Origin of the sequence: Acidovorax sp. CCYZU-2555 (assembly GCF_018413525.1) — a bacterium.
Lineage (GTDB): Bacteria > Pseudomonadota > Gammaproteobacteria > Burkholderiales > Burkholderiaceae_C > Comamonas.
Genome location: NZ_JAHCDD010000045.1, coordinates 26779 through 46950 on the forward strand (window position 1 = coordinate 26779; position 20172 = coordinate 46950).

General features: G+C 66.0%; 19 protein-coding genes. 12 read left to right on the top strand and 7 right to left on the bottom strand.

Annotated features, from left to right (window positions below):
- Positions 1-30 precede the first annotated feature (30 nt).
- The 9 genes from KHY18_RS16260 to thiD all read left to right on the top strand — a co-directional run bounded on the left by KHY18_RS16260 (position 31) and on the right by thiD (position 10612).
- Complete coding sequence (locus tag KHY18_RS16260) at positions 31-1620, top strand: gamma-glutamyltransferase family protein (RefSeq protein ID WP_213302002.1); 1590 nt, start codon at positions 31-33, stop codon at positions 1618-1620.
- 205 nt (positions 1621-1825) lie between these two features.
- Entirely contained in the window at positions 1826-3469 is a 1644-nt protein-coding gene (locus tag KHY18_RS16265; protein ID WP_213302004.1) for an ABC transporter substrate-binding protein, read from the top strand.
- A gap of 5 nt (positions 3470-3474) precedes the next feature.
- Positions 3475-4422, top strand: a complete 948-nt coding sequence (locus KHY18_RS16270; protein WP_213302006.1) for an ABC transporter permease — start codon at positions 3475-3477, stop codon at positions 4420-4422.
- A gap of 36 nt (positions 4423-4458) precedes the next feature.
- On the top strand, positions 4459-5349 hold the full coding sequence (locus KHY18_RS16275; protein ID WP_213302008.1) for an ABC transporter permease: 891 nt from the start codon (positions 4459-4461) through the stop codon (positions 5347-5349).
- Positions 5350-5351: 2 nt separating this feature from the next.
- Complete coding sequence (locus KHY18_RS16280) at positions 5352-6383, top strand: ABC transporter ATP-binding protein (RefSeq protein WP_213302010.1); 1032 nt, start codon at positions 5352-5354, stop codon at positions 6381-6383.
- Positions 6380-7420, top strand: coding sequence for an oligopeptide/dipeptide ABC transporter ATP-binding protein (locus KHY18_RS16285; protein WP_213302012.1), 1041 nt, complete (start codon positions 6380-6382; stop codon positions 7418-7420). Before KHY18_RS16280 ends, KHY18_RS16285 begins: the two co-directional genes overlap by 4 nt.
- Positions 7421-7431: 11 nt before the next feature.
- The gene (locus tag KHY18_RS16290; protein WP_213302014.1) at positions 7432-8832 is read left to right on the top strand and encodes an ethanolamine ammonia-lyase subunit EutB; all 1401 of its coding nucleotides are present in this window, start codon (positions 7432-7434) and stop codon (positions 8830-8832) included.
- Positions 8833-8846: 14 nt separating this feature from the next.
- The gene (eutC, locus tag KHY18_RS16295; protein ID WP_249729168.1) at positions 8847-9653 is read left to right on the top strand and encodes an ethanolamine ammonia-lyase subunit EutC; all 807 of its coding nucleotides are present in this window, start codon (positions 8847-8849) and stop codon (positions 9651-9653) included.
- 65 nt (positions 9654-9718) lie between these two features.
- Positions 9719-10612, top strand: coding sequence for a bifunctional hydroxymethylpyrimidine kinase/phosphomethylpyrimidine kinase (gene thiD, locus KHY18_RS16300; protein ID WP_213302019.1), 894 nt, complete (start codon positions 9719-9721; stop codon positions 10610-10612).
- A gap of 135 nt (positions 10613-10747) precedes the next feature.
- On the opposite strand, the gene KHY18_RS16305 is transcribed toward thiD, so the two are convergent.
- Complete coding sequence (locus tag KHY18_RS16305) at positions 10748-11209, bottom strand: SH3 domain-containing protein (protein WP_249729171.1); 462 nt, start codon at positions 11207-11209, stop codon at positions 10748-10750.
- A 774-nt stretch (positions 11210-11983) separates the two neighbouring features.
- Here KHY18_RS16305 and KHY18_RS16310 point away from each other — a divergent pair.
- The gene (locus tag KHY18_RS16310; protein WP_213302022.1) at positions 11984-12427 is read left to right on the top strand and encodes a hypothetical protein; all 444 of its coding nucleotides are present in this window, start codon (positions 11984-11986) and stop codon (positions 12425-12427) included.
- A 23-nt stretch (positions 12428-12450) separates the two neighbouring features.
- Here the strand turns inward: KHY18_RS16310 and KHY18_RS16315 are convergent, their stop codons facing one another.
- Positions 12451-13239, bottom strand: coding sequence for an SDR family NAD(P)-dependent oxidoreductase (locus KHY18_RS16315; RefSeq protein WP_213302025.1), 789 nt, complete (start codon positions 13237-13239; stop codon positions 12451-12453).
- Positions 13240-13344: 105 nt separating this feature from the next.
- On the opposite strand from KHY18_RS16315, the gene KHY18_RS16320 reads away from it, so the two are divergent.
- Complete coding sequence (locus tag KHY18_RS16320; RefSeq protein WP_213302028.1) at positions 13345-14613, top strand: MFS transporter; 1269 nt, start codon at positions 13345-13347, stop codon at positions 14611-14613.
- A gap of 77 nt (positions 14614-14690) precedes the next feature.
- On the opposite strand, the gene KHY18_RS16325 is transcribed toward KHY18_RS16320, so the two are convergent.
- From KHY18_RS16325 to KHY18_RS16345, 5 genes are all read right to left on the bottom strand, one after another.
- A complete protein-coding gene (locus KHY18_RS16325) occupies positions 14691-15476 on the bottom strand; it encodes a peptidylprolyl isomerase (RefSeq protein ID WP_213302030.1) in 786 nt (261 codons plus the stop codon).
- Positions 15477-15549: 73 nt separating this feature from the next.
- Positions 15550-15822, bottom strand: coding sequence for a BolA family protein (locus KHY18_RS16330; protein WP_213302032.1), 273 nt, complete (start codon positions 15820-15822; stop codon positions 15550-15552).
- Positions 15819-16382: a septation protein A gene (locus tag KHY18_RS16335; RefSeq protein ID WP_213302034.1), complete on the bottom strand. Its 564-nt coding sequence runs from the start codon at positions 16380-16382 to the stop codon at positions 15819-15821. The genes KHY18_RS16330 and KHY18_RS16335 overlap by 4 nt, the downstream gene beginning before the upstream one ends.
- Before the next feature lie 82 nt (positions 16383-16464).
- Positions 16465-16878, bottom strand: a complete 414-nt coding sequence (msrB, locus tag KHY18_RS16340) for a peptide-methionine (R)-S-oxide reductase MsrB (RefSeq protein ID WP_213302036.1) — start codon at positions 16876-16878, stop codon at positions 16465-16467.
- Positions 16875-18368, bottom strand: coding sequence for a protein adenylyltransferase SelO (locus KHY18_RS16345; RefSeq protein WP_213302038.1), 1494 nt, complete (start codon positions 18366-18368; stop codon positions 16875-16877). The genes msrB and KHY18_RS16345 overlap by 4 nt, the downstream gene beginning before the upstream one ends.
- A 147-nt stretch (positions 18369-18515) precedes the next feature.
- Here KHY18_RS16345 and KHY18_RS16350 point away from each other — a divergent pair, with 147 nt between their 5' ends.
- Positions 18516-20156, top strand: a complete 1641-nt coding sequence (locus tag KHY18_RS16350; protein WP_213302040.1) for a 3-(methylthio)propionyl-CoA ligase — start codon at positions 18516-18518, stop codon at positions 20154-20156.
- Positions 20157-20172 lie beyond the last annotated feature (16 nt).

Consider the following 20172-nt stretch of genomic DNA (forward strand, 5'->3'; position numbering starts at 1 on the left):
TTCCTTTCGATCCACCAACGACTCTGAACCATGCGCAATTTCGAACTTCCCGGTCGCTCCATCGTGATGGCCCGCAACGGCATGGCCGCCACCTCCCACCCCGCAGCCACGCTGGCCGCGGTGAACGTGCTGCAGGCCGGCGGCAATGCGATGGACGCGGCCATTGCGGCCTGCGCCGTGCAAGGCGTGGTCGAGCCCGGCTCCACGGGCATAGGCGGCGACTGCTTTGCGCTGTATGCGCGCGGCGGCCGTGACGATGTCGTGGCCTTCAACGGCTCGGGCTGGGCGCCGGCCGCGGCGTCGCTGCCGGCGCTGGCCGCGCAGGGCGTGGGCGAATGGACCCGCCAGTCGCCCCATGTGGTGACCGTGCCCGGCGCGGTCGATGCCTGGGCCACGCTGGCCGCCGACCACGGCACGCGCCCGCTGGGCGAGTTGCTGCAGCCCGCGATCGCTTTCGCCGAAGACGGCTTTGCCGTGGCGCCGCGCTGCGCCAGCGACTGGGCCGGCCAAGCCGAGCTGCTGCGCCAGGACCCCGAAGCCGCGCGCATCTACCTGCAAGGCGGCGCGGCGCCGGCCGCGGGCGCGGTGCACCGCCTGCCCGAACTCGCGGCCACGCTGCGGGCCATCGCCGCAGGGGGGCGCGACGCGTTCTACCAGGGCGAGATCGGCCGCGGCATCGTGGACTTTCTGCGCGCGCGCGGCGGCCTGCATACCGCCGAGGATTTCGCTACCTATCGCGGCGAATACGTGACGCCGGTGCGCACGCGCTTTCGCGGCCTGGACATCCTCGAATGCCCGCCCAACGGCCAGGGCGTGATCGCCTTGCTGCTGATGAACATCCTGTCGGGCTTCGAGGCCGGTGGCGATCCCACTTCGCCCGAACGCCTGCACCTGGAGATCGAAGCCACGCGCCTGGCCTATGCGGCGCGCGATGCCTGGCTCGGCGATCCGCGCCAGGGGCCGGTGGATGTCGAGCGTCTGCTGTCGATGGAATTCGCCGACGAACTGCGCGCGCGCATCGACCCCTTGCGCGCCGCCGAACAGGTGCCCGTGCCCCAGGGCACGGCGCACAAGGACACGGTCTATATCTGCGTGGTCGACAAGGACCGCAATTGCGCGAGCTTCATCAACTCGATCTTCCACCCGTTCGGCAGCGCCCAGGTCGCGCCCGGCGGCGTGCTGCTGCACAACCGCGGCCAGAGCTTCTCGCTCGAAGCCGGCCACCCCAACGCCATCGCGGGCCACAAGCGGCCCATGCACACCATCATTCCCGGCATGGCCGTGCAGGACGGGCGCGTGCGCATGCCGTTCGGCGTGATGGGCGGGCAGTACCAGGCCATGGGCCATGCCCATCTGATTTCCAAGGTGGTCGACTACGGCCTCGATCCGCAGACCGCGATCGATCTGCCGCGCGTTTTTCCCCTGCCCGGAACGCGCGACGTCGAAGTCGAAAGCACCGTGCCCCAGGCCACGCGCGCTGCGCTCACCCAACTGGGCCACACGCTGATAGCGCCCGAAATGCCCATAGGCGGCGCCCAGGCCATCTTGATCGATTGGGAGCAGGGCGTTCTGCTGGGCGGGTCCGACCCCCGCAAAGACGGCTGCGCCCTGGGATATTGAATGCACCCCCTGAGCCGCTCACGCGGCTTCCCCCTCTCACCGTCGGTGGAGGGGGGCGCCCGGCTAGGGACGGCACCCTCGCGGCGGGGCGGCCCTTGCTCGGTGCCCCTGAGCTGGGCCATGCCAATTCAATGACCGTTTGCTGCGCGAGCACCTGCTGAATACCGATTTTCTTTCCCTTCACTTCACCCCAGGAGCCTCTTCGATGATCAAGGTCAATTTCAAGCACCAGCTTGCTGAACGTCTCGCCGCGGATTTGGGTCGGCGCAACTTTCTCGGTGCCGGGCTTTCGGCGGCAGCGGTGGCCGCGGCGGGCGGCGCCGCGCTGTTCGGCCCGAACGTGGCCGAAGCCGCCGAGCCCAGGCGCGGCGGCACGCTGAAGTGGGGCCAGGTGGCGCAACTCGATACGCTGGACCCGCATTTCACGGGCTCTCTCGCGGCGATCAAGATCCACAACAACATCTTCAACGGCCTGCTGAAGATCGTCTATGACGGCAAGCGCGTGACGTTCGAGCCCGATCTGGCATCGAGCTGGGAGATGACCGACGACAAGACCCATATCTTCAAGCTGCGGCCCAACGTCAAGTTCCACGACGGCGACGCCTGCGACGCGGCGGCCGTGAAGTGGAGCCTGGAGCGCGTGAAGAACCCGGCCACGGGCTCGCCCCATGCCTGGATGGTGGGCGCGATGGAAGGCGTGGACATCATCGATCCGCTGACGCTGCGCATCCGCTACAGCGAGCCGTTTGCGTTCTTCCCCGTGGCGATGAACGGCGCGACCGGCCGCGCCGGCACCATCGTCTCGCGCCGCGCGGTCGAAAAGCACGGCAAGCAGTTCGGCCGCAATCCCGTGGGCACGGGGCCGTTCAAGTTCGTGCAGTGGCGCGAGAACGAGATGATCGAGCTGCAGCGCAACCCCGATTATTTCGAGGCCGGCCTGCCTTACCTCGACAAGATCCACATCCAGCTGATCAAGGAACCCACGGCCGCGGTCGCGGCGCTGATCTCGGGCCAGATCGATGCGCTCGACACCTGTCCCTTCCAGTTCATGCCGCAGCTGCATTCGAACAAGAACCTGCAGGTGTTCGGCGAAGTCGAAGGCAACTACAGCTTCCTGGGAATGAACGCCAAGCGCGCGCCGTTCGACGACGTCAATCTGCGCCTGGCCGTGGCCTACGCCATAGACCGCGAACTGCTGGTCAAGCAAGGCTATTTCGGCGAGGCGATTCCCGCCTATACGTTCATGTCGCCGCCGATGACGAACTTCTACGACCCGGGCATAGCGAAGTCGGGCCGCGGTCAGTTCTTCGACCTGAACAAGGCCAAGGCGTTTCGCGCCAAGGCCAAGCAGCAGGGCGAGATCAGCGCGGTCTATGTGTCCACCGAAGCGTTCACGTCGAATGGCGGCACGGGCAGCCGCAACGCCCAGCTGATCATTCCCATGCTCGCCAAGATTGGCATCAAGGCCAAGCTCGAACTGATGGACCCGGCGGTGCTCAACAAGCGCACGATCGCCGGCGACTACGACTTCTACGACGCGTCCTGGGAAGGCGACCTGGACCCCGATGAAGCGATTCGCCCCGAATGGTCCAGCGGCGCGCCCTGGAACCGCGTGGGTTACGCCAATTCCGCGTTCGACGCACTGGTGCTCAGCGCTTCCAAGCTCAAGGACGCGCCCGCGCGCAAGAAGATCTACACCCAGGCCGAAGACATGCTGCTGCAGCAGGACGCGCCGATTGCCTTGCTGGCGCACATGAAGGTCTCCAAGATCTTCAACAAGCGCGTGCAGGGCTTCAAGTATGTGCCCGCGCATCTGATGAACATGCACACCGTGAGCCTCAAGGCCTGAGTCCCATGATCCGCGCACTGTTCTCCAAATTGATGCAGACGCTGCTGGTGCTGGTGGGCGTCTCGATTGCCGCGTTCTTCTTTCTCAAGCTCGCGCCCGGCGACCCGGTCGCGCTGATGCTGGGGGCGGAATATTCGCCCGCGGCCTATGCCAAGCTGACGCGTGAATTGGGGCTGGACCTGCCGTGGCCCCAGCAGTATCTGCACTGGTTGGCAGGCTTCGTGCGCGGAGAGTGGGGCACGGCCTACATCAGCCATGCCGATATCTTTCAGCAGGCAGTGTACGAGGCCTTGCCGATCACGCTGACGCTGTCGGCGCTGTCGTTGGCCGTGGCCCTGCTGCTGGGCGTGCCCGCGGGCGTGCTCGCGGCGCTGCGCCGCGGTGGCGCGCTCGATCTGTTCGTGTCCTCGCTGTCGGTGCTGGGCTCGGCGATCCCGAGCTTCTATCTGGGCATCGTGCTGGTCTGGGTGTTCGGCGTGAACCTGGGCTGGTTTCCGGCCATGGGCTTTGTGCGCCCCTGGGAGGATTTCGCCTCCGGCATGCACCACCTCGCGCTGCCCGTCATTACGCTGGGCACCTATTACGCGGGCCTGATCGCGATCACCACGCGTTCCAGCCTGATCGACGTGATGGGCAATCCCTTCATCGACGCGGTGCGCGCGCGCGGCGAGCCGATGTGGCGCGTGATCTGGGTGCATGCGATGCGCAATGTGCTGATGCCGCTGACCACGGTGATCGGCCTGCAGCTCGGCGGCCTGCTGCGCGGCGCCGTGATGACCGAAGTGGTGTTCGCCATCCCGGGCCTGGGCATGCTGATCACCACCGCCGTGCTCAACCGTGAGTACGGCGTGGTGCAGGCCGGCGTGATGCTCACGGCGCTGTTCTTCGTGCTCGTCAACCTGCTTGTCGACCAGACCTACCAATGGCTGGACCCCCGTCTGCGCCGGCGTTGAGCCAGGCGTTCCACACGACCCCCACATTGGATTCCCATGGCTGTCATTCCATCTCCTTCTTCGATTGCCGCGCCGCCGGCATCCGCCGCGCCGCGCCGGCGCTGGTGGCAACCCATACTGCGCGAACGCTCGGCGCTGATCGGCGGCGCCATCGTCGCGGTGTTCGCGCTGCTGGCGCTGTTCGCGCCCTGGCTCGCGACGCATGACCCCATCGCCCAGGACTTCTCCGCGGCGCTGCAAGGCCCCAGCGCCGAACACTGGCTGGGCACGGACTCTTTCGGCCAGGATCTCTATTCGCGTCTGCTCTACGGCGCGCGCTACGCGCTGGGCATAGGCATGGGCTCGGTCGCGCTGGGCCTGCTGGGCGGGCTGGTGATCGGTCTCACGGCCGGTCTGGTCGGCGGGCGCGTCGAATGGGCGCTGATGCGCGTCGTCGACGCCATCCTGGCGTTTCCTGAAGTCATTCTGGCCATCGCCTTCGTCGCCGTGCTGGGCATGGGCGCCGACAAGCTGGTCTATGCGCTGGCGGTGTCGTTCGTCGGGCCGTTCGCGCGCATCGTGCGCTCCGACGTACTGCAGGTGAAATCGCTGCCGTTCATCGAGGCCGCGACGCTGATGGGCGTGCCGCGGCTGCGCATCGTGCTGCGCCATCTGCTGCCGCATGTGGCGTCGTCGCTGCTGGTGCAGGCCGGCATACGCATCAGCACCGCCATCCTGCTGCAGTCGGGGCTGTCGTTCTTCGGCCTGGGCGTGGTGCCGCCCACGCCCGACTGGGGGCTGATGATCGCCGAGGGCCGGGGCTTCATCACCATGGCCTGGTGGATCTCGACCTGGCCCGGCGTGGCCCTGGCCGTGCTGCTGATCGGCCTGACGCTGCTGGGCGACGGCCTGCGCAATGCCTTCAACCCCAGATCCCGCAGAGGCTGACCATGAAAATCGATATTGGCATTGACTTCGCGGCAGCGGCCGCCGACGGCCCCGCGCCGGCGCCGTTGCTCGACATCCAGGACTTCACGCTGCGCCGCGGCAAGAATGCTTTTCTGGACCGCGTGAACATCGCGCTCGCGCCGGGCCGCACGCTGGGCCTGCTGGGCGAGTCGGGCGCGGGCAAGTCGACGCTGGCCATGGCCTTGATCGGCCTGCTGCAGGCGCCCGCGGTGCAGATGGAAGGCAGCATACGTTTCGACGGCCAGGAACTTGTCAACCTGCCCGAGAAGGCGTTCCAGAAAATGCGCGGCAGCCGCATAGGCCTGATCTTCCAGGACGCGTCCTCGTCGCTGGACCCTTGCTTCACCATAGGCAGCCAGGTCTGCGAGCCGCTGCGCCGCCACCTCAAGCTCAGCCGCGCCCAGGCCGTGGAGCGCGCGGTGGAACTGCTGGGCAGCGTGGGCATTCCCGATGCGCGCGCCCGCCTTTCGGCGTTTCCCCACCAGCTGTCGGGCGGCATGCAGCAGCGCGTGATGATCTCGATCGCGCTGGCCTGCAACCCCGAGCTGCTGATCGCCGACGAGCCCACGAGCGCGCTCGACGTCACCATCCAGGCGCAGATCATGGAGCTGATTTTGACGCGCGTGCGCGCGCTGGGCTCCAGCGCCATCTTCGTGCTGCACGATCTCGCGCTGGCCTCGCAGGTCTGCGATGACATCGCCGTGATGTACGCGGGCCAGATCGTCGAGACCGGGCCGGCGCGCGCCGTGCTGGGCAATCCGCTGCACCCTTACACCGTGGGCCTGCGCCGCTGCGTCGTCGAACTCGATTCGCAGCGCCTGCAGCCGCTGCCGGGAACTGTGCCCGCGGCCGCCGACATGCCCGCGGGCTGCCGCTTCGCCACGCGCTGTGCGCATGCCCAGCCGCGCTGCATGACCCAGCGTCCGCCGCTGACGACGCTGCGCGGGCGCAGCCTGGCCTGCTGGGAAATCGAGCACATCATCGACCAACCGTCCCAAGGAGTCAGCGCGTGACCATTCTGTTTGAACTGCAGGACGTGGAAAAATCCTATGCGGTGGGCCTGGGCCCGCGCAAAGGCCTGTTCGGCGGCCGCGCGCCGCGGCGCCTCAAGGCGCTCGACGGCGTGCGCCTGAGCATTGCCCAGGGTGACTCGATCGCCATCGTCGGCGAGAGCGGCTCGGGCAAGTCGACGCTGGTGCGGCTGATGCTGGGGCTGGAGCCGCCCAGCGACGGCCGCCTGCGCTACCAGCGCACCGAGCTGGCGAGCCTCGACAAGCCCGGCCGCCAGCGCTTTGCCAAGGAAGTGGCCTTCATCTACCAGGATGCGCGCGGCTCCATGAACCCGCGCATGCGGGTGCGCGACATCCTGATCGAGCCCATGCGGCTGTACGGCCTGTGCGCGCCGGCCGAGGAGGCCGAACGCGTCGCGCGGCTGCTCGAGCGCGTGGGGCTGTCGGCGGCCATGGCCGACCGCTTTCCCGCGGAGCTGTCGGGCGGGCAGGTGCGGCGCGTGGCGGTGGCGCGCGCGCTCGCGGCCGAGCCCACGACCATCGTCGCCGACGAATCGGTGGCCGGCCTCGACGTGTCGGTGCAGGCGCAACTGCTCAATCTGCTGCGCGATCTGTGCGAAGACATGGGCTTGACGCTGATCTTCATCACCCATGACCTGGGCGTCGCGAGCTATCTGTGCGAGCGCGTCGCGGTGATGTACCTGGGGCGCATCGTGGAAGAGGGGCCTACCGGCGAAGTGATGCGCGCGCCGCTGCACCCCTACACGAGCGCGCTGATGCGCGCGTTTCCGAGTTTCGACCGGCCCCTGAAAGCCTCGCTCAGCGGCGAAGTGCCCAGCCCCATCGACCTGCCCCGGGGCTGCCGTTTCGCGTCGCGCTGCCCCGATGTGCGCCCGGGCTGCCGCCTGGAAGATCCGGTGCTCACGCGCCGCGGCGAGGGCGAAGAGCGCACCGTGGCCTGCCTGTTTCCCATCGGTGTGACGGCGGTGCAAGGCGTTGCGCTATCGGCCCAGATGCCGACAATGGAAGCACACTGCTGAAAGCTGCCCCCATGCCCGTGTACCACCAGACCATCGGCGTGCGCCGATATGTCTTCGACAGCCTGGCGCAATTGCTCGCGCGTGCCTCGCCCGAACGCTCGGGCGACCAGCTCGCGGGCGTCGCCGCGCAGTCGGCCGAAGAACGCGTCGCAGCGCAGATGGCGCTGGCGCAGGTGCCGCTCACGCAGTTTCTGCAGGAGCTGCTCGTTCCCTACGAAGCCGATGAAGTCACGCGGCTGATCGTCGACACCCACGATGCCAAGGCATTCGCGCCCGTGGCCGGCATGGACGTGGGCGGTTTGCGCGACTGGCTGCTGTCCGACCATGTCGACAGCGCGACGCTGGCCGCGCTGGCGCCGGGCCTGACGCCCGAAATGGTGGCCGCGGTCTCCAAGCTGATGCGCAACCAGGACCTGATCCAGGTCGCGCGCAAATGCCAGGTGACCACGCGCTTTCGCAGCACCATAGGCCTGCCGGGGCGGCTGTCGACGCGGCTGCAGCCCAATCACCCCACCGATGCCGCGGCCGGCGTCGCCGCCAGCGTGCTCGACGGCCTGATGTACGGCTCGGGCGATGCGACGATAGGCATCAACCCCGCGACCGACAACGTTCCCCAGGTCATGCGCCTGCTCGAGATGCTGGACGCGGTGATTCAGCAGTACGGCATTCCCACGCAGTCGTGCGTGCTCACGCATGTGACCAACACCTTGCAGGCGATGGAGCGCGGCGCGCCCGTCGATCTGGTGTTCCAGTCGATCGCTGGCACCGAGACCGCGAACCGCAGCTTCGGCATAGACCTGGCGCTGCTGGCAGAAGCGCAGACCGCCGCGCTGTCGCTGCAGCGCGGCAGCGTGTTCGATGGCGGCGAGCGCGGGCGCAATGTGATGTATTTCGAGACCGGTCAGGGCAGTGCGCTGTCGGCCAATGCCCACCATGGCTGCGACCAGCAGACCATCGAAGCCCGCGCCTATGCGGTGGCGCGGCAATTCAATCCCCTGCTGGTCAACACCGTGGTCGGCTTCATCGGCCCCGAGTACCTGTTCGACGGCAAGCAGATCATTCGCGCGGGCCTCGAAGACCATTTCTGCGGCAAGCTGCTGGGCCTGCCCATGGGCTGCGACATCTGCTACACCAACCATGCGCAGGCCGACCAGAACGACATGGACGTGCTGCTGACGCTGCTGGGCGTTGCGGGCTGCACGTTCGTGATGGGCATTCCGGGCTCCGACGATGTGATGCTGAACTACCAGAGCACCTCGTTTCACGATGCGCTGTATGCGCGCCGCGTGCTGGGGCTGCGGCCCGCGCCCGAGTTCGAGGCCTGGCTCGAGCGTTCGGGCGTGTTCGTTCCCGGCGCCCATGCGCGCCTGGCCGACGCCGGCGCGGGCCCGTTCGCGCATCTGCTGTCATGAACGAGGAGGGCCGCATGGATTGCGTTGTCATCACCAACCCCTGGGAACACCTGCGCCGCCACACGCCGGCGCGCATCGCGCTGGGCCGCAGCGGCATCAGCATTCCCACCGCGCAGCAGCTGGCCTTTCAGCTGGCCCATGCCCAGGCACGCGATGCCGTGCACCGCCCGCTCGACATGCGCGCCACGGCCGATGCCATCGAAGCGCTGGGCGTGCCCACGCTCAGCGCGCACAGCGCGGCGCCCGACCGGGCCAGCTATCTGCAACGCCCCGACTGGGGCCGGCAACTCGATGACGCGTCGGCCCAGGCGCTCGCGGCCATGCCTGGCGCGCAGGCGCCCGACCTGGCCATCGTCGTCGCCGACGGTCTTTCGGCGCTGGCGATAGAGCGGCATGCGGCGCCGTTTCTCGCGGCCTTGCTCGCCGAGTTGCAGGCCGATGCGCGCGCCTGGCATATGACGCCCGCGGTGCTGGTAGAGCAGGGGCGCGTGGCCATTGGCGACGACATAGGCGAACGGCTGGGCGCGCGCATGGTGATGGTGCTGATAGGCGAGCGGCCCGGCCTGAGTTCGCCCGACAGTATGGGCATCTACCTGACCTGGGCGCCGCGGCGCGGGCGCAACGACGCCGAGCGCAATTGCATCTCGAATGTGCGGCCCGAAGGCCAGGACTACCCCGAAGCCGCGCGCCGCGCGGCCTGGCTGCTGCGCGCGGCGCGCGCCGGCGAGCGCACGGGCGTGGCGCTCAAGGACGAAAGCGCGCCGGTACTGCGGCTGGAGCACGACGACGCGCACGACTTCACTTTGACGCAAGCCCGTTAGAGCAAGTCTGCGACAGCCGCGTGACGAAGCCGCGGGGAGGGCGCCAGATGCGCCATAATTTTCCCATGACCATCCCTGACCCGGCGCAATCCGCCCAGGCGGCTTCCGGCCTGCCTGCTTCCGCCCCCGAACGCAGCGCGCGCTATCTGCGCGTGCTCTCCATTGCCGGCTCCGACAGCGGCGGTGGCGCGGGCATCCAAGCCGACCTCAAGACCTTCAGCGCGCTGGGCTGCTACGGCATGACGGCGATTGCCGCGATCACCGCGCAAAACACCTGCGGCGTGCGCGCCATCCATGCCGTGCCGGCCGATATTCTCAAGGCGCAGATCGATGCCGTGGTGCAGGACATAGGTGTCGACGCCGTCAAGATCGGCATGCTCGCCACGCCCGAAACGGTGCGCGTGGTGGCCAACGCCATACGCGAATACCAGTTGCCGCATGTGGTGCTGGACCCCGTGATGGTGGCCACCAGCGGCGATCGTTTGGTGGCCGCGGAAACCGCCGATGCGCTGGTGAGCGAACTGTTCCCGCTGGTCGAGCTGATCACGCCCAATCTTGATGAAGCCGGCTGGCTGCTGGGCCACGCCATAGACGGCATCGAGGCGCTGGACGCTTCGGCGCGCCAATTGCTCGCGCTGGGCGCGCCGGCCGTGCTGCTCAAGGGCGGACATCTGCCCGGTGACTGGGTGGTCGACCTGCTGGTCGACGCGCATGGCGTGGGCCACAGGCTCGAATCGGCGCGCATCGTGACCCACAACGGCCACGGTACGGGCTGCACGCTGTCGTCGGCGATCGCCGCCGAACTGGCCTCGGGCGCGGCCCTGCCCGAAGCCGTCGCGCGCGCGCGCAACTACATTCTGGGCGCGATCGCCGCGGGCGCCGACGTGCGCACCGGCAGCGGCCATGGTCCCTTGAACCATGGCTATGCGCCGCTGGCGCAGAAAATCGTGCGCGGCTGAAACGGCGCTCTTGGAGCGGCTGACACGGCCCAGCAAATCGAAGATTTGCGGTTGAGGTTAGGCGCGGTGCCGCAGACAGTGCGCGTAGCACGGCAAGGCAACGCAACGACGCCTCAAGGGTTGTGTCAGACGCTCTTACCAGCCCCAGCCCAGGCTTTTGGCAATCCAGCCCTGCTGTCCGTTTTCTCGTCGTACCTGGGCCCAGCGCCCCGATTTCTTGAGCGTGCGCACCACTTCGTGCTGCTCCAGCGTGGCGACGCGCTTGAATTTCGTGCCCGGGCCCGTACGCATGTTCGCGGTGGGGGCGGTGATGACCATGTGCGGCGTCTTGGCCGTCAGCGGCGCATGCACCCAGCCCAGGCTGGACTCGAAGTCGCGCACCTTGAGCCACTTGCCCTGGCGTTGCGTGACCTGCAGCGGATAGCCGCGACCCAGCTCCCACAAGGTGTCAGAGCGGGTGTTCGGTTTTTCGCGCACGTTCACCGTGGAGCCCTTGATGCTGACGAATTCGGCGGCGCTGGCCATGGAGGGCGCAAGCGCGCCCAGTGCCAGGCTGGCAGCGGCAATGAAATGCGAGAAACGGCGGGTCAAAGACAGCACGGAAGCGGCTCCTTGGGATAGGTCAGAGGGTGGAAAAAGCCTGTCTGAGTCGGTGCGCAAGAGCGAAGTTCCGGAAAACTTCAAAAAAGTGAGCTAGAAACCATTGATGGCAATGAAATGTTTAACAAATTTCGGGTGTTAAACCATTGCTCATATGAACTTTACGCTATCAAATTTGAAGTAAAAAAGGGCAGCCGCGTGTGCAACGGTGCCGGCAAATGACGCGTCAGCTGTTGCTGACTGCACACTGCGCCGCGAAATTTGCCTGGCGCTGCGGATCATGCGGCGGACAGAACGCGCTGGAAGCGCTTGAATAGATGCGAAAAACGCCTGGCGGACTTACTGTCAGACATGTCTCTTACGTTATCTACAGCGGTTGCGCAGCGCGCGCGCCACGCGCATCTCCTGAAAATAGGGATCAGTCCGCTTCACGTTCCGGCCGCGGGTCGCGTATGGGCGGCGCCGTGGTCGGGCTGGGCGGTGGATCGCCTATGGGTGTTTCCCCGGGAAGTTCGGGGGGCAAGGACGGGGGTGTGGGTGGATCAGTAGGTTGTGGGCGGTGCATGCAGCTTCCTTATTGCAGGATGAAAACGCAGGTTCAACATTGCAGACAATGCTATGTATTTCGAAAAAAACAAGCAGTAATTGAAACCGTATGAAACTTACGCGTTCGTTACTCGACAGTGCTGCGGAATATCTGTTAGAAATAGCCCATTGACGACTATTCGTAACCAACTCGGACGAACTCGGCTTACATTCAAGGAGGTCAGCTTGTTTTACGAGTTTGAGCGTCGTGCAGTCGCTTTTCTCAAGCGCATTGAAAGCATGGCGCCTTGCACTTCCCGGCAGCAGGCTTATGACAGCCTGCTTGCGTACTGGCACGCGGTGGAGTCCAACTACCACGACGACCAGGCTTATCTGGACGGCTTGCTGCATACCCAGATGTCGGCGGAAAACAATTGGCATTGTCTCGACGGCAATCCCTGTTATTGGCAGAGCCCGAAAGCGCCGCAGTTGCGCATTTATATTCATGACGACGGCGCGATCGTGATTCAGCGACTGGGCGGCACGCGCGAAGACCGCATTCTGTTTGCGCTCAATTCTGCCCAACCGGTTTTTCATCCGTCCAAACCCGAGTCGCAGGGCACGGGTTTCGCCAACGCCGTTCAAATCGCGGCGTCACCGTCGCCCGAGTCCTCTTTCTCCAAAATATAGATATTGCGTGGCTGGCGCTGCGGTCAGCGCTGTGGCTGATAGCGCTCGGCGGCATGCGCCTGTCTAATGTCCGACAGCAGTCCTTGGCGTGCACCGTCGAGCGCATCCCAGCGTACGGGCGCATGCAGCGGCGGAATGGTGACCAGTTCGCGGCGGTCAAAGCCGATCAAAGCCGCATCGACCAGTTCGCCGACTTCCATCACTTCGGGCAGGGCGTTGACGTCCATGCCTGAACGCTGCCAGATTTCGGTGCGCGTCGCCGCGGGCAGCACTGCCTGCACGTAGACGCCCTTGGACGACAGTTCCACACTGAGGCCTTGTGACAGGAACAGCACAAAGGCCTTGGTCGCGCCGTAGATCGACATGCCGAACTCGGGCGCGAAACCCACGACCGAGCCGATGTTGACGATCGCGCCCGTGCCTGCCTGCGCAAAACGCGGCGCGACCGCTGCCGCCAGGCGCGCCGGCGCCGTGGTGTTGAGCGCGATCAGGCGTTCGATGCCGTCGCCGGTCTGCTGCACAAAGCTGCCCGTCTGGGCCATTCCCGCGTTGTTGATGAGGATGCCTATGCGCGCGTCATCGCGCAGCCGCGCCTCGACCACGGCCAGGTCGGCAGACTGGGTCAAGTCGGCTTGCAGCACGTCGACTTTCACGCCGTTTTCCTCCTGCAGGCGCTGTGCGAGCGCATCGAGCCTGGCCTTGTCGCGCGCGACCAGCACCAGGTCGTGGCCCCGGCGGGCAAAGCGTTCGGCGTAGGTGGCACCTATGCCGCTGGAGGCGCCGGTGATCAGCACGGTGGGGGAGGTGGTCATGGTGGCTTCCTTGAAAAAACAGGTGGATGGACATCCGTCTTTGCTGTGATATATTTGCAGCTACAACAGTTGTATATGCAATCATATGCGAAAACGGAGCCTCCAATGCAAGTCACGCCGAATTCCAGATCTCGCCCAGCGGGCGATGCCGCGCCCGTCAAGGTGTCTTACGCCCTGTGGCTGGTGCTGCTCGCCGCGGCGGGCACGTTTGCGCTCACCATGGGCGTGCGCCAGACCATGGGCCTGTACCTGTCGTCGGTGAATACCTCCACGGGCCTGGGCATTGCCAACATCAGCCTGGCGTTTGCGTTCGGCCAGCTCTGGTGGGGCCTGACCCAGCCTTTTGCGGGCGCGATTGCCGACCGCGTGGGCACGGCGCGCGTGTTGATTGCGGGCGTGGTGCTGATTGCGATCGGCACGGTGATCACGCCGTTCATGACAACCACCTGGGGGCTGATCCTGGCCATAGGCGTGCTGGCCGCGGGCGGCGCGGGCATGGCCGGGCCGTCGGTGCTGATGGCCGCGAGCACGCGCATGGTGCCGGCCGCCCAGCGTGGCCTGGCCACGGGCATCGTCAACGCGGGCGGATCGTTCGGCCAGTTCGCGCTGGCGCCGGTGGCGATGGGCCTGACCGCTTCGCTGGGCTGGATGGCCTCGATGCAGTGGCTGGGCGTGCTGGTCTTGCTCGCGCTGCCGGCCGCATGGATTCTCAAAGGCAATTCGAACGCCATCGCCGCGGCCGCCGCAAGCGCCTCGGGCGCGGCGGTGCTCACGGCCCGCCAGGCGCTGGCGCGTGCCGTCGCCACGCCCAGCTACGGCCTGCTCGCCGCGGGCTTCATGGTCTGCGGCTTCCATATCGCGTTTCTCGCCACCCATCTGCCGGGCGTGATCGAGAGCTGCGGCATGCCGCCGGCGATCGCGGGCTGGGCGCTGGCCTTGATCGGCCTGTTCAATATCGTGGGCAGCCTGGGCATGGGCTGGGCGGTGGGGCGCTGGCGCATGAAGAGCCTGTTGTCGCTGCTCTATGCGACGCGTGGCCTGGCCGTGCTGGCCTTTGTGCTGGCCCCCAAGACGCCGGCGGTGGTGCTGGTCTTCGCGGCCGTGATGGGCGTGACGTTCCTGTCGACGGTGCCGCCGACGGCGGGATTGGTTGCGAAGATGTTCGGGCCGGCGAACATGGCCATGCTGTTTGGCGTGTTGATGCTGGCCCACCAGATCGGCGGCTTCTTCGGCGCGTTCCTGGGCGGCCAGGTGTTCCAGGTTACGGGCAGCTATGACTGGGTCTGGTACATCGACATTGCGCTGGCCGCGGGCGCGGCGCTGATCCATCTGCCGATCCGCGAGGCCAGGCCGGCGCGGCTCGCTGCGGCTTGAACCCCATCGAACTGCAGACACAAAAAAAGCGGCCTGGGCCGCTTTTTTTGGATTCAACGCATGGGCGTTGGCCGTGTTTATTCGACCTTGGCCTTGGCGCGCAGGCTTTCCTGGAACTGGATCAGCTTTTGCTGTTCCAGTTGCTGGGCGACCTGGGGCTTGACGTCTTCGAGCTTGGGCAGTTCGGCCTGGCGCGTGTCGTCGAGGCGGATCACGTGGTAGCCAAACTGGCTCTTGACCGGAGTCTGGGTGTAGCTGCCTTTTTGCAGCTTGATCATGGCTTCGGTGAACTCTGGCACGTAGCTGTTGGCATTGGCCCAGTCCAGATCGCCGCCGCGTGCGCCCGATCCCGGATCCTTGGATTGCTTCTTGGCGATCTCGGCGAAGTTGCCACCCTTCTTCAGCGAGGCGATGATGGCCTTGGCTTCGTTTTCGGTGGGCACCAGGATGTGGCTCGCGCGGTATTCCTGGCCTTGGTTGGCGGCGACGAACTTGTCGTACTCAGCCTTGATTTCGGCGTCGGTGACGGCGTTCTTCTTCTTGAAGTCTTCGAACAGTTCGCGGATCAGCACGGTCTGGCGAGCGAGTTCCATTTGCGACTTGTATTCAGGCGAGGCTTCCAGGCCCAAACGGCTGGCTTCCTGCATGAAGACTTCGCGGGCGATGACTTCTTCCTTGATCTGGCCTTCGATCTCGGGGGAGATGGGACGGCCGGAGCGCTCGATCTGCTGCTTGAGGAGTTCAACGCGTTCCTTGGGAACGGGTTTGCCATTGACGATGGCCAGATTTTGCGCGGAAGCGCCCAGGGCAACACCACCCAACACGGCAGCCGTCACCAGGCTGGACAAGAACTGTTTATTCATGCGAAATTCCGAAAGAAAAAAGAGGTACGTTTTAGTGTTCAACGTTGCCATGCCTCAAGAGGCATGCATGTAGTCAAAGCACTTCAATGGCGATGGCATGAACACCCTGGTCAATGAAGTCTTGCAGCGCATCATACACAAGGCGATGGCGTGCCACGCGCGAATGGGCGGCAAATCCGGGGGCCGCAATGCGCACCCGAAAATGGGTGCCGAAGCCGGTGTCGTTGGCGCCCACATGGCCTGCATGCTGGGCGCTTTCATCGATGACTTCGAGCTGCGTGGGCGCAAGCCGCGCGCGCAGCGCGGCTTCCATGGCGCTGGCGCTGATTTCGGGCAGGGCGCTCATGGCAATTCCTTGGGCGCGGCGGCTTCGGCGCCGTCTTCCTTGAGGTAGCGGCTCAAGTACAGCGCCTGGGCGATCACGAACACCAGCATCAGGCCCATGCCGCCGAACAGCTTGAAGTTGACCCAGGTGTCGGTGTCGAAGTGAAAGGCGATCCACAGATTGAGCGCGCCCATCACGGCAAAGAACGCGGCCCAGGCCCAGTTGAGCTTGAGCCAGACGGGCTCGGGCAGCTGCAGCTGCGCGCCCATGACCGAGCGCAGCAGGTTCTTGCGGAAGATGAGCTGGCCCACCAGCAGCGCGCCGCCCATGAGCCAGTACAGCACCGTGGGCTTCCACTTGATGAAAGTTTCACTTTCGGCGAGCAACGTGGCGCCGCCGAACAGCACGATCACGCCCAGGCTGACCCATTGCATGGGCTCGACGCGGCCGTTGCGCACGCGCAGGTAGGCAATCTGCAGCACCGTCGCGGCGATCGCCACGGCGGTGGCCGTATAAATTCCCCAGACCTTGAAGGCCACAAAGAACAGGATGATGGGAAAGAAGTCGATCAGTAATTTCATGGGGCTGTGGGGCCAGAGGGAGAAATGGCGGCGGCCGCTGGCGCAGCGGCCCGGGGGCAGGGGCCGCCATGGCGGCCCGGGTTCAGGACGTGCTGGGCGAAAAGTCCAGCGACGCCGAGTTCATGCAGTAGCGCAGCCCCGTGGGTTGCGGTCCGTCTTCGAAGACATGGCCCAGATGCGCGCCGCACTGCGCGCAGACGGTTTCTGTGCGGCTCATGCCATGGCTGTGATCGACGATTTCGCGAATGGTTCCGGGAATGGCCTGCGAAAAGCTGGGCCAGCCGCAGCCGGCGTCGAATTTGGTGTCGGCGGAGAACAGCTTGGCGCCGCAGCAGATGCAGTGGTAGCTGCCGTCGGCCCAGTGCTGCTCATATTTGCCGCTGTAGGGCCGCTCTGTGGCCGCATGGCGGGTGATCTGGTAGGCGCCTGGTTCCGCGCCTTTTTCCTGCAGCGCGGCATGCCATTGGGCGTCGGTTTTCTGGATTGGAAAGCTCATGATGAACAGCTGATGGCGATGGATGAAGCCCATTCTGGCGCAAATCCGGACCATTGCGCGTGTTCGGGATGGGTGTCGTAGGGGCGTTCGAGGACTTGCAGCAGTTGCTGCAGCACGCTGAAGTCGCCGGCGCCGGCCGCGCGGATCGCGAGTTCGCCCAGGTGATTGCGCAGCACATAGCGCGGATTGCTGGTGCGCATGACGGCGACGGCGCTGCCCGCCTCGCTTTGCACCAGCCGTTCGGAATAGGCCAGCAGCCAGCCGTCCCAGCCTTCGCGATCGAGAAAAAGATCGCGCACGGGCGTGAAGTCGCCGCAGGCCACGGCATCGGTCAGGCGCAGCCAGAACACGGTGTAGTCGACGCGGCTCGCGGCCAGCAGGCCCAGCAATTCTTCGATCAGCGCGCCGTCGCTTTCGCTGTGGCGCGTGTCGTCCTGGCGATGCACCAGGCCCAGCTTGGCGCGCATGCGCGCGAGAAACGAGACCGCATAGACGGTTTTGTAGGGCGCGAGTGCCGCGAGCGCGGTTTCCTGGTCTTCGATCAGGGGCATCAGCGCCTGGGCCAGGCAGAACAGGTTCCAGTAGGCGACCTGGGGCTGGCGGTTGAACGCATAGCGGCCCTGGGTATCGCTGTGGTTGCAGATGTGGCCTGGATCGAAGGTGTCGAGAAACTGGAACGGGCCGTAGTCTATGGTCAGCCCGAGAATGCTCATGTTGTCGGTGTTCATCACCCCATGGCAAAAGCCCACGGCCTGCCAATGGGCCAGCAACTCGGCCGTGCGTTCGCTCACGGCCTGCAGCAGGGCGGCGTAGGGGTTCTTGGCGCCGCGGCAGGCGGGGTAGTAGTGATCGATCACATGGTCGGCCAGCGCACGCAACTCGGGTATCTGGTCGCGCGCCGCGAAGTGCTCGAAGTGGCCGAAGCGAATGAAGCTGGGCGCGAAGCGCGTGACCACGGCCGCGGTCTCCATGGTTTCGCGCTGCACGGGCTGCGGCGAGCCGGTCACGCACAAGGCGCGCGTGGTCGGTATGCCCAGCGCGTGCATGGCTTCGCTGCAGAGGAATTCGCGGATGCTGGAGCGCAGCACGGCGCGGCCGTCGCCGCCGCGCGAGTAGGGCGTGCGGCCCGCGCCCTTGAGTTGGATTTCGAGCTTCTGCGCGGTTTCGCCCAGCAGGATGGCGCGGCCGTCGCCGAGCTGACCAGCCCACAGGCCAAACTGGTGGCCGCTGTAGACCGACGCCAGCGGCTGGCTGCCCGCGAGCAGCTGGTTGCCGCTGAATGCCTGCAGCGCTTCGTCGCTGGCGAGCCATTCAGGCGTCAGGCCCAGCGCTTGCGCCGCAGGGGTGCTTGCCGCGACCCAATAGGGCGCGGGCACGGGCGTGGGCTGCAGATGCGTGAAGAAAGCCGGGCCCAGCGCGGCAAAGCCGGGCTGCCAGCCCCAGTCGGGACGGGAGGTGGATTCGGGACGCGCGGGGTCGTTCGGGTTCATGCCTCAATTGTCGCCCAGTGCGCAGACCAGGGTGGGCGTCAGGCCATACCACGGCAGCCCGGCGCGCGCGGAACATTGGTGACAGTGCGCATGGGCGGCGCGGAAATCGCGCGGTAGGATGGAGCGATATACACCTGGAGACCATTCATGCTGGGACTGATGCAGAGCCAACCGTTGCTGATTTCGTCGCTGATCGATTTCGCCTCCCGCCACCATGGCGACGCCGAAATCGTCTCGCGCCGCGTCGAGGGCGATGTCCACCGCTACACCTACCGCGACCTGTCGGCGCGCTCCAAGCAGCTCGCCAATGCGGTCGAAGCCCTGGGTGTGGCGCATGGCGAGCGCGTGGCAAGCCTGGCCTGGAACGGTTACCGCCACATGGAGATGTACTTCGGCGTCAGCGGTGCGGGCCGCGTGCTGCACACCATCAATCCGCGCCTGCACCCCGACCAGATCGCCTGGATCGTGGGCCATGCCGAAGACCAGGTGCTGTGCTTCGATCTGACGTTCCTGCCCCTGGTGCAGGCCGTGCATGCGAAGTGCCCCACGGTGCGCAAGTGGGTGGCGCTGTGCGACGCCGACCGCCTGCCCGCGGACTCGGGCATTCCCGGTCTCAGCAGCTACGAGGTATGGATTGGCGCGCAGTCTGCCGAATACGTCTGGCCGCAGTTCGACGAGAACACCGCGTCGAGCATGTGCTACACCAGCGGCACCACGGGCAATCCCAAGGCCGCGCTCTACAGCCACCGCTCGACCACGCTGCACGCCTATGCGGCCGCCTTGCCCGACGTGATGAATCTGTCGGCGCGCGACGCGGTGCTGCCTGTCGTGCCCATGTTCCACGTCAACGCCTGGGGCGTGCCGTACTCTGCCGCGCTCACGGGCGCCAAGGTGGTGTTCCCCGGCCCGGCGCTCGACGGCAAGTCGCTGTACGAATTGATGGAAGCCGAAGGCGTGACCTATGCGGCAGGCGTGCCCACCATCTGGCAGATGCTGCTGGGCTACATGCAGCCCAACCAGCTGCGTTTCAGCACGCTCAAGCGCACGGTGATCGGCGGCTCGGCCTGTCCGCCGGCGATGATTCGCACTTTCCAGGACGTCTTCGGCGTCGAAGTGCTGCATGCCTGGGGAATGACCGAAATGAGCCCGCTGGGCACGCTGTGCACGCTCAAGAACAAGCAGCTTGCGCTGCCCGAAGACGAGAAGATGAAGATCCTGCAGAAGCAGGGCCGCGCCATTTATGGCGTCGACATGAAGATCGTCGACGGCGAAGGCAAGGAGCAGCCCTGGGACGGCAAGAGCTACGGCGATCTGCTGGTGCGTGGGCCGTGGATCATCGACAGCTATTTCAAGGGCGAGGGCAGCCCGCTGGTGCACGACGAACAGGGCCGGGGCTGGTTTCCCACGGGCGACGTCGCGACCATTGACGAAGACGGCTTCATGCAGATCACCGACCGCAGCAAGGACGTGATCAAGTCGGGCGGCGAGTGGATCAGCTCGATCGACATCGAGAACATCGCCATGGCCCACCCGGCCGTGGCCATGGCGGCCTGCATCGGCATGTTCCACCCCAAGTGGGACGAACGCCCCATCGTCGCCGTCGCGCTCAAGGCCCAGGCCGTCGTCACCCGCGAGGAGCTGCTGCAGTTCTTCGAAGGCAAGACCGCCAAATGGCAGATTCCCGATGACGTGGTGTTCGTCGACGCGATTCCGCTGGGCGCCACGGGCAAGATGCTCAAGACCCGGCTGCGCGAGCAGCTGGCGGGGTACAAGCTGCCGGGGCTTTGAGCGCGGGGCATTCAAG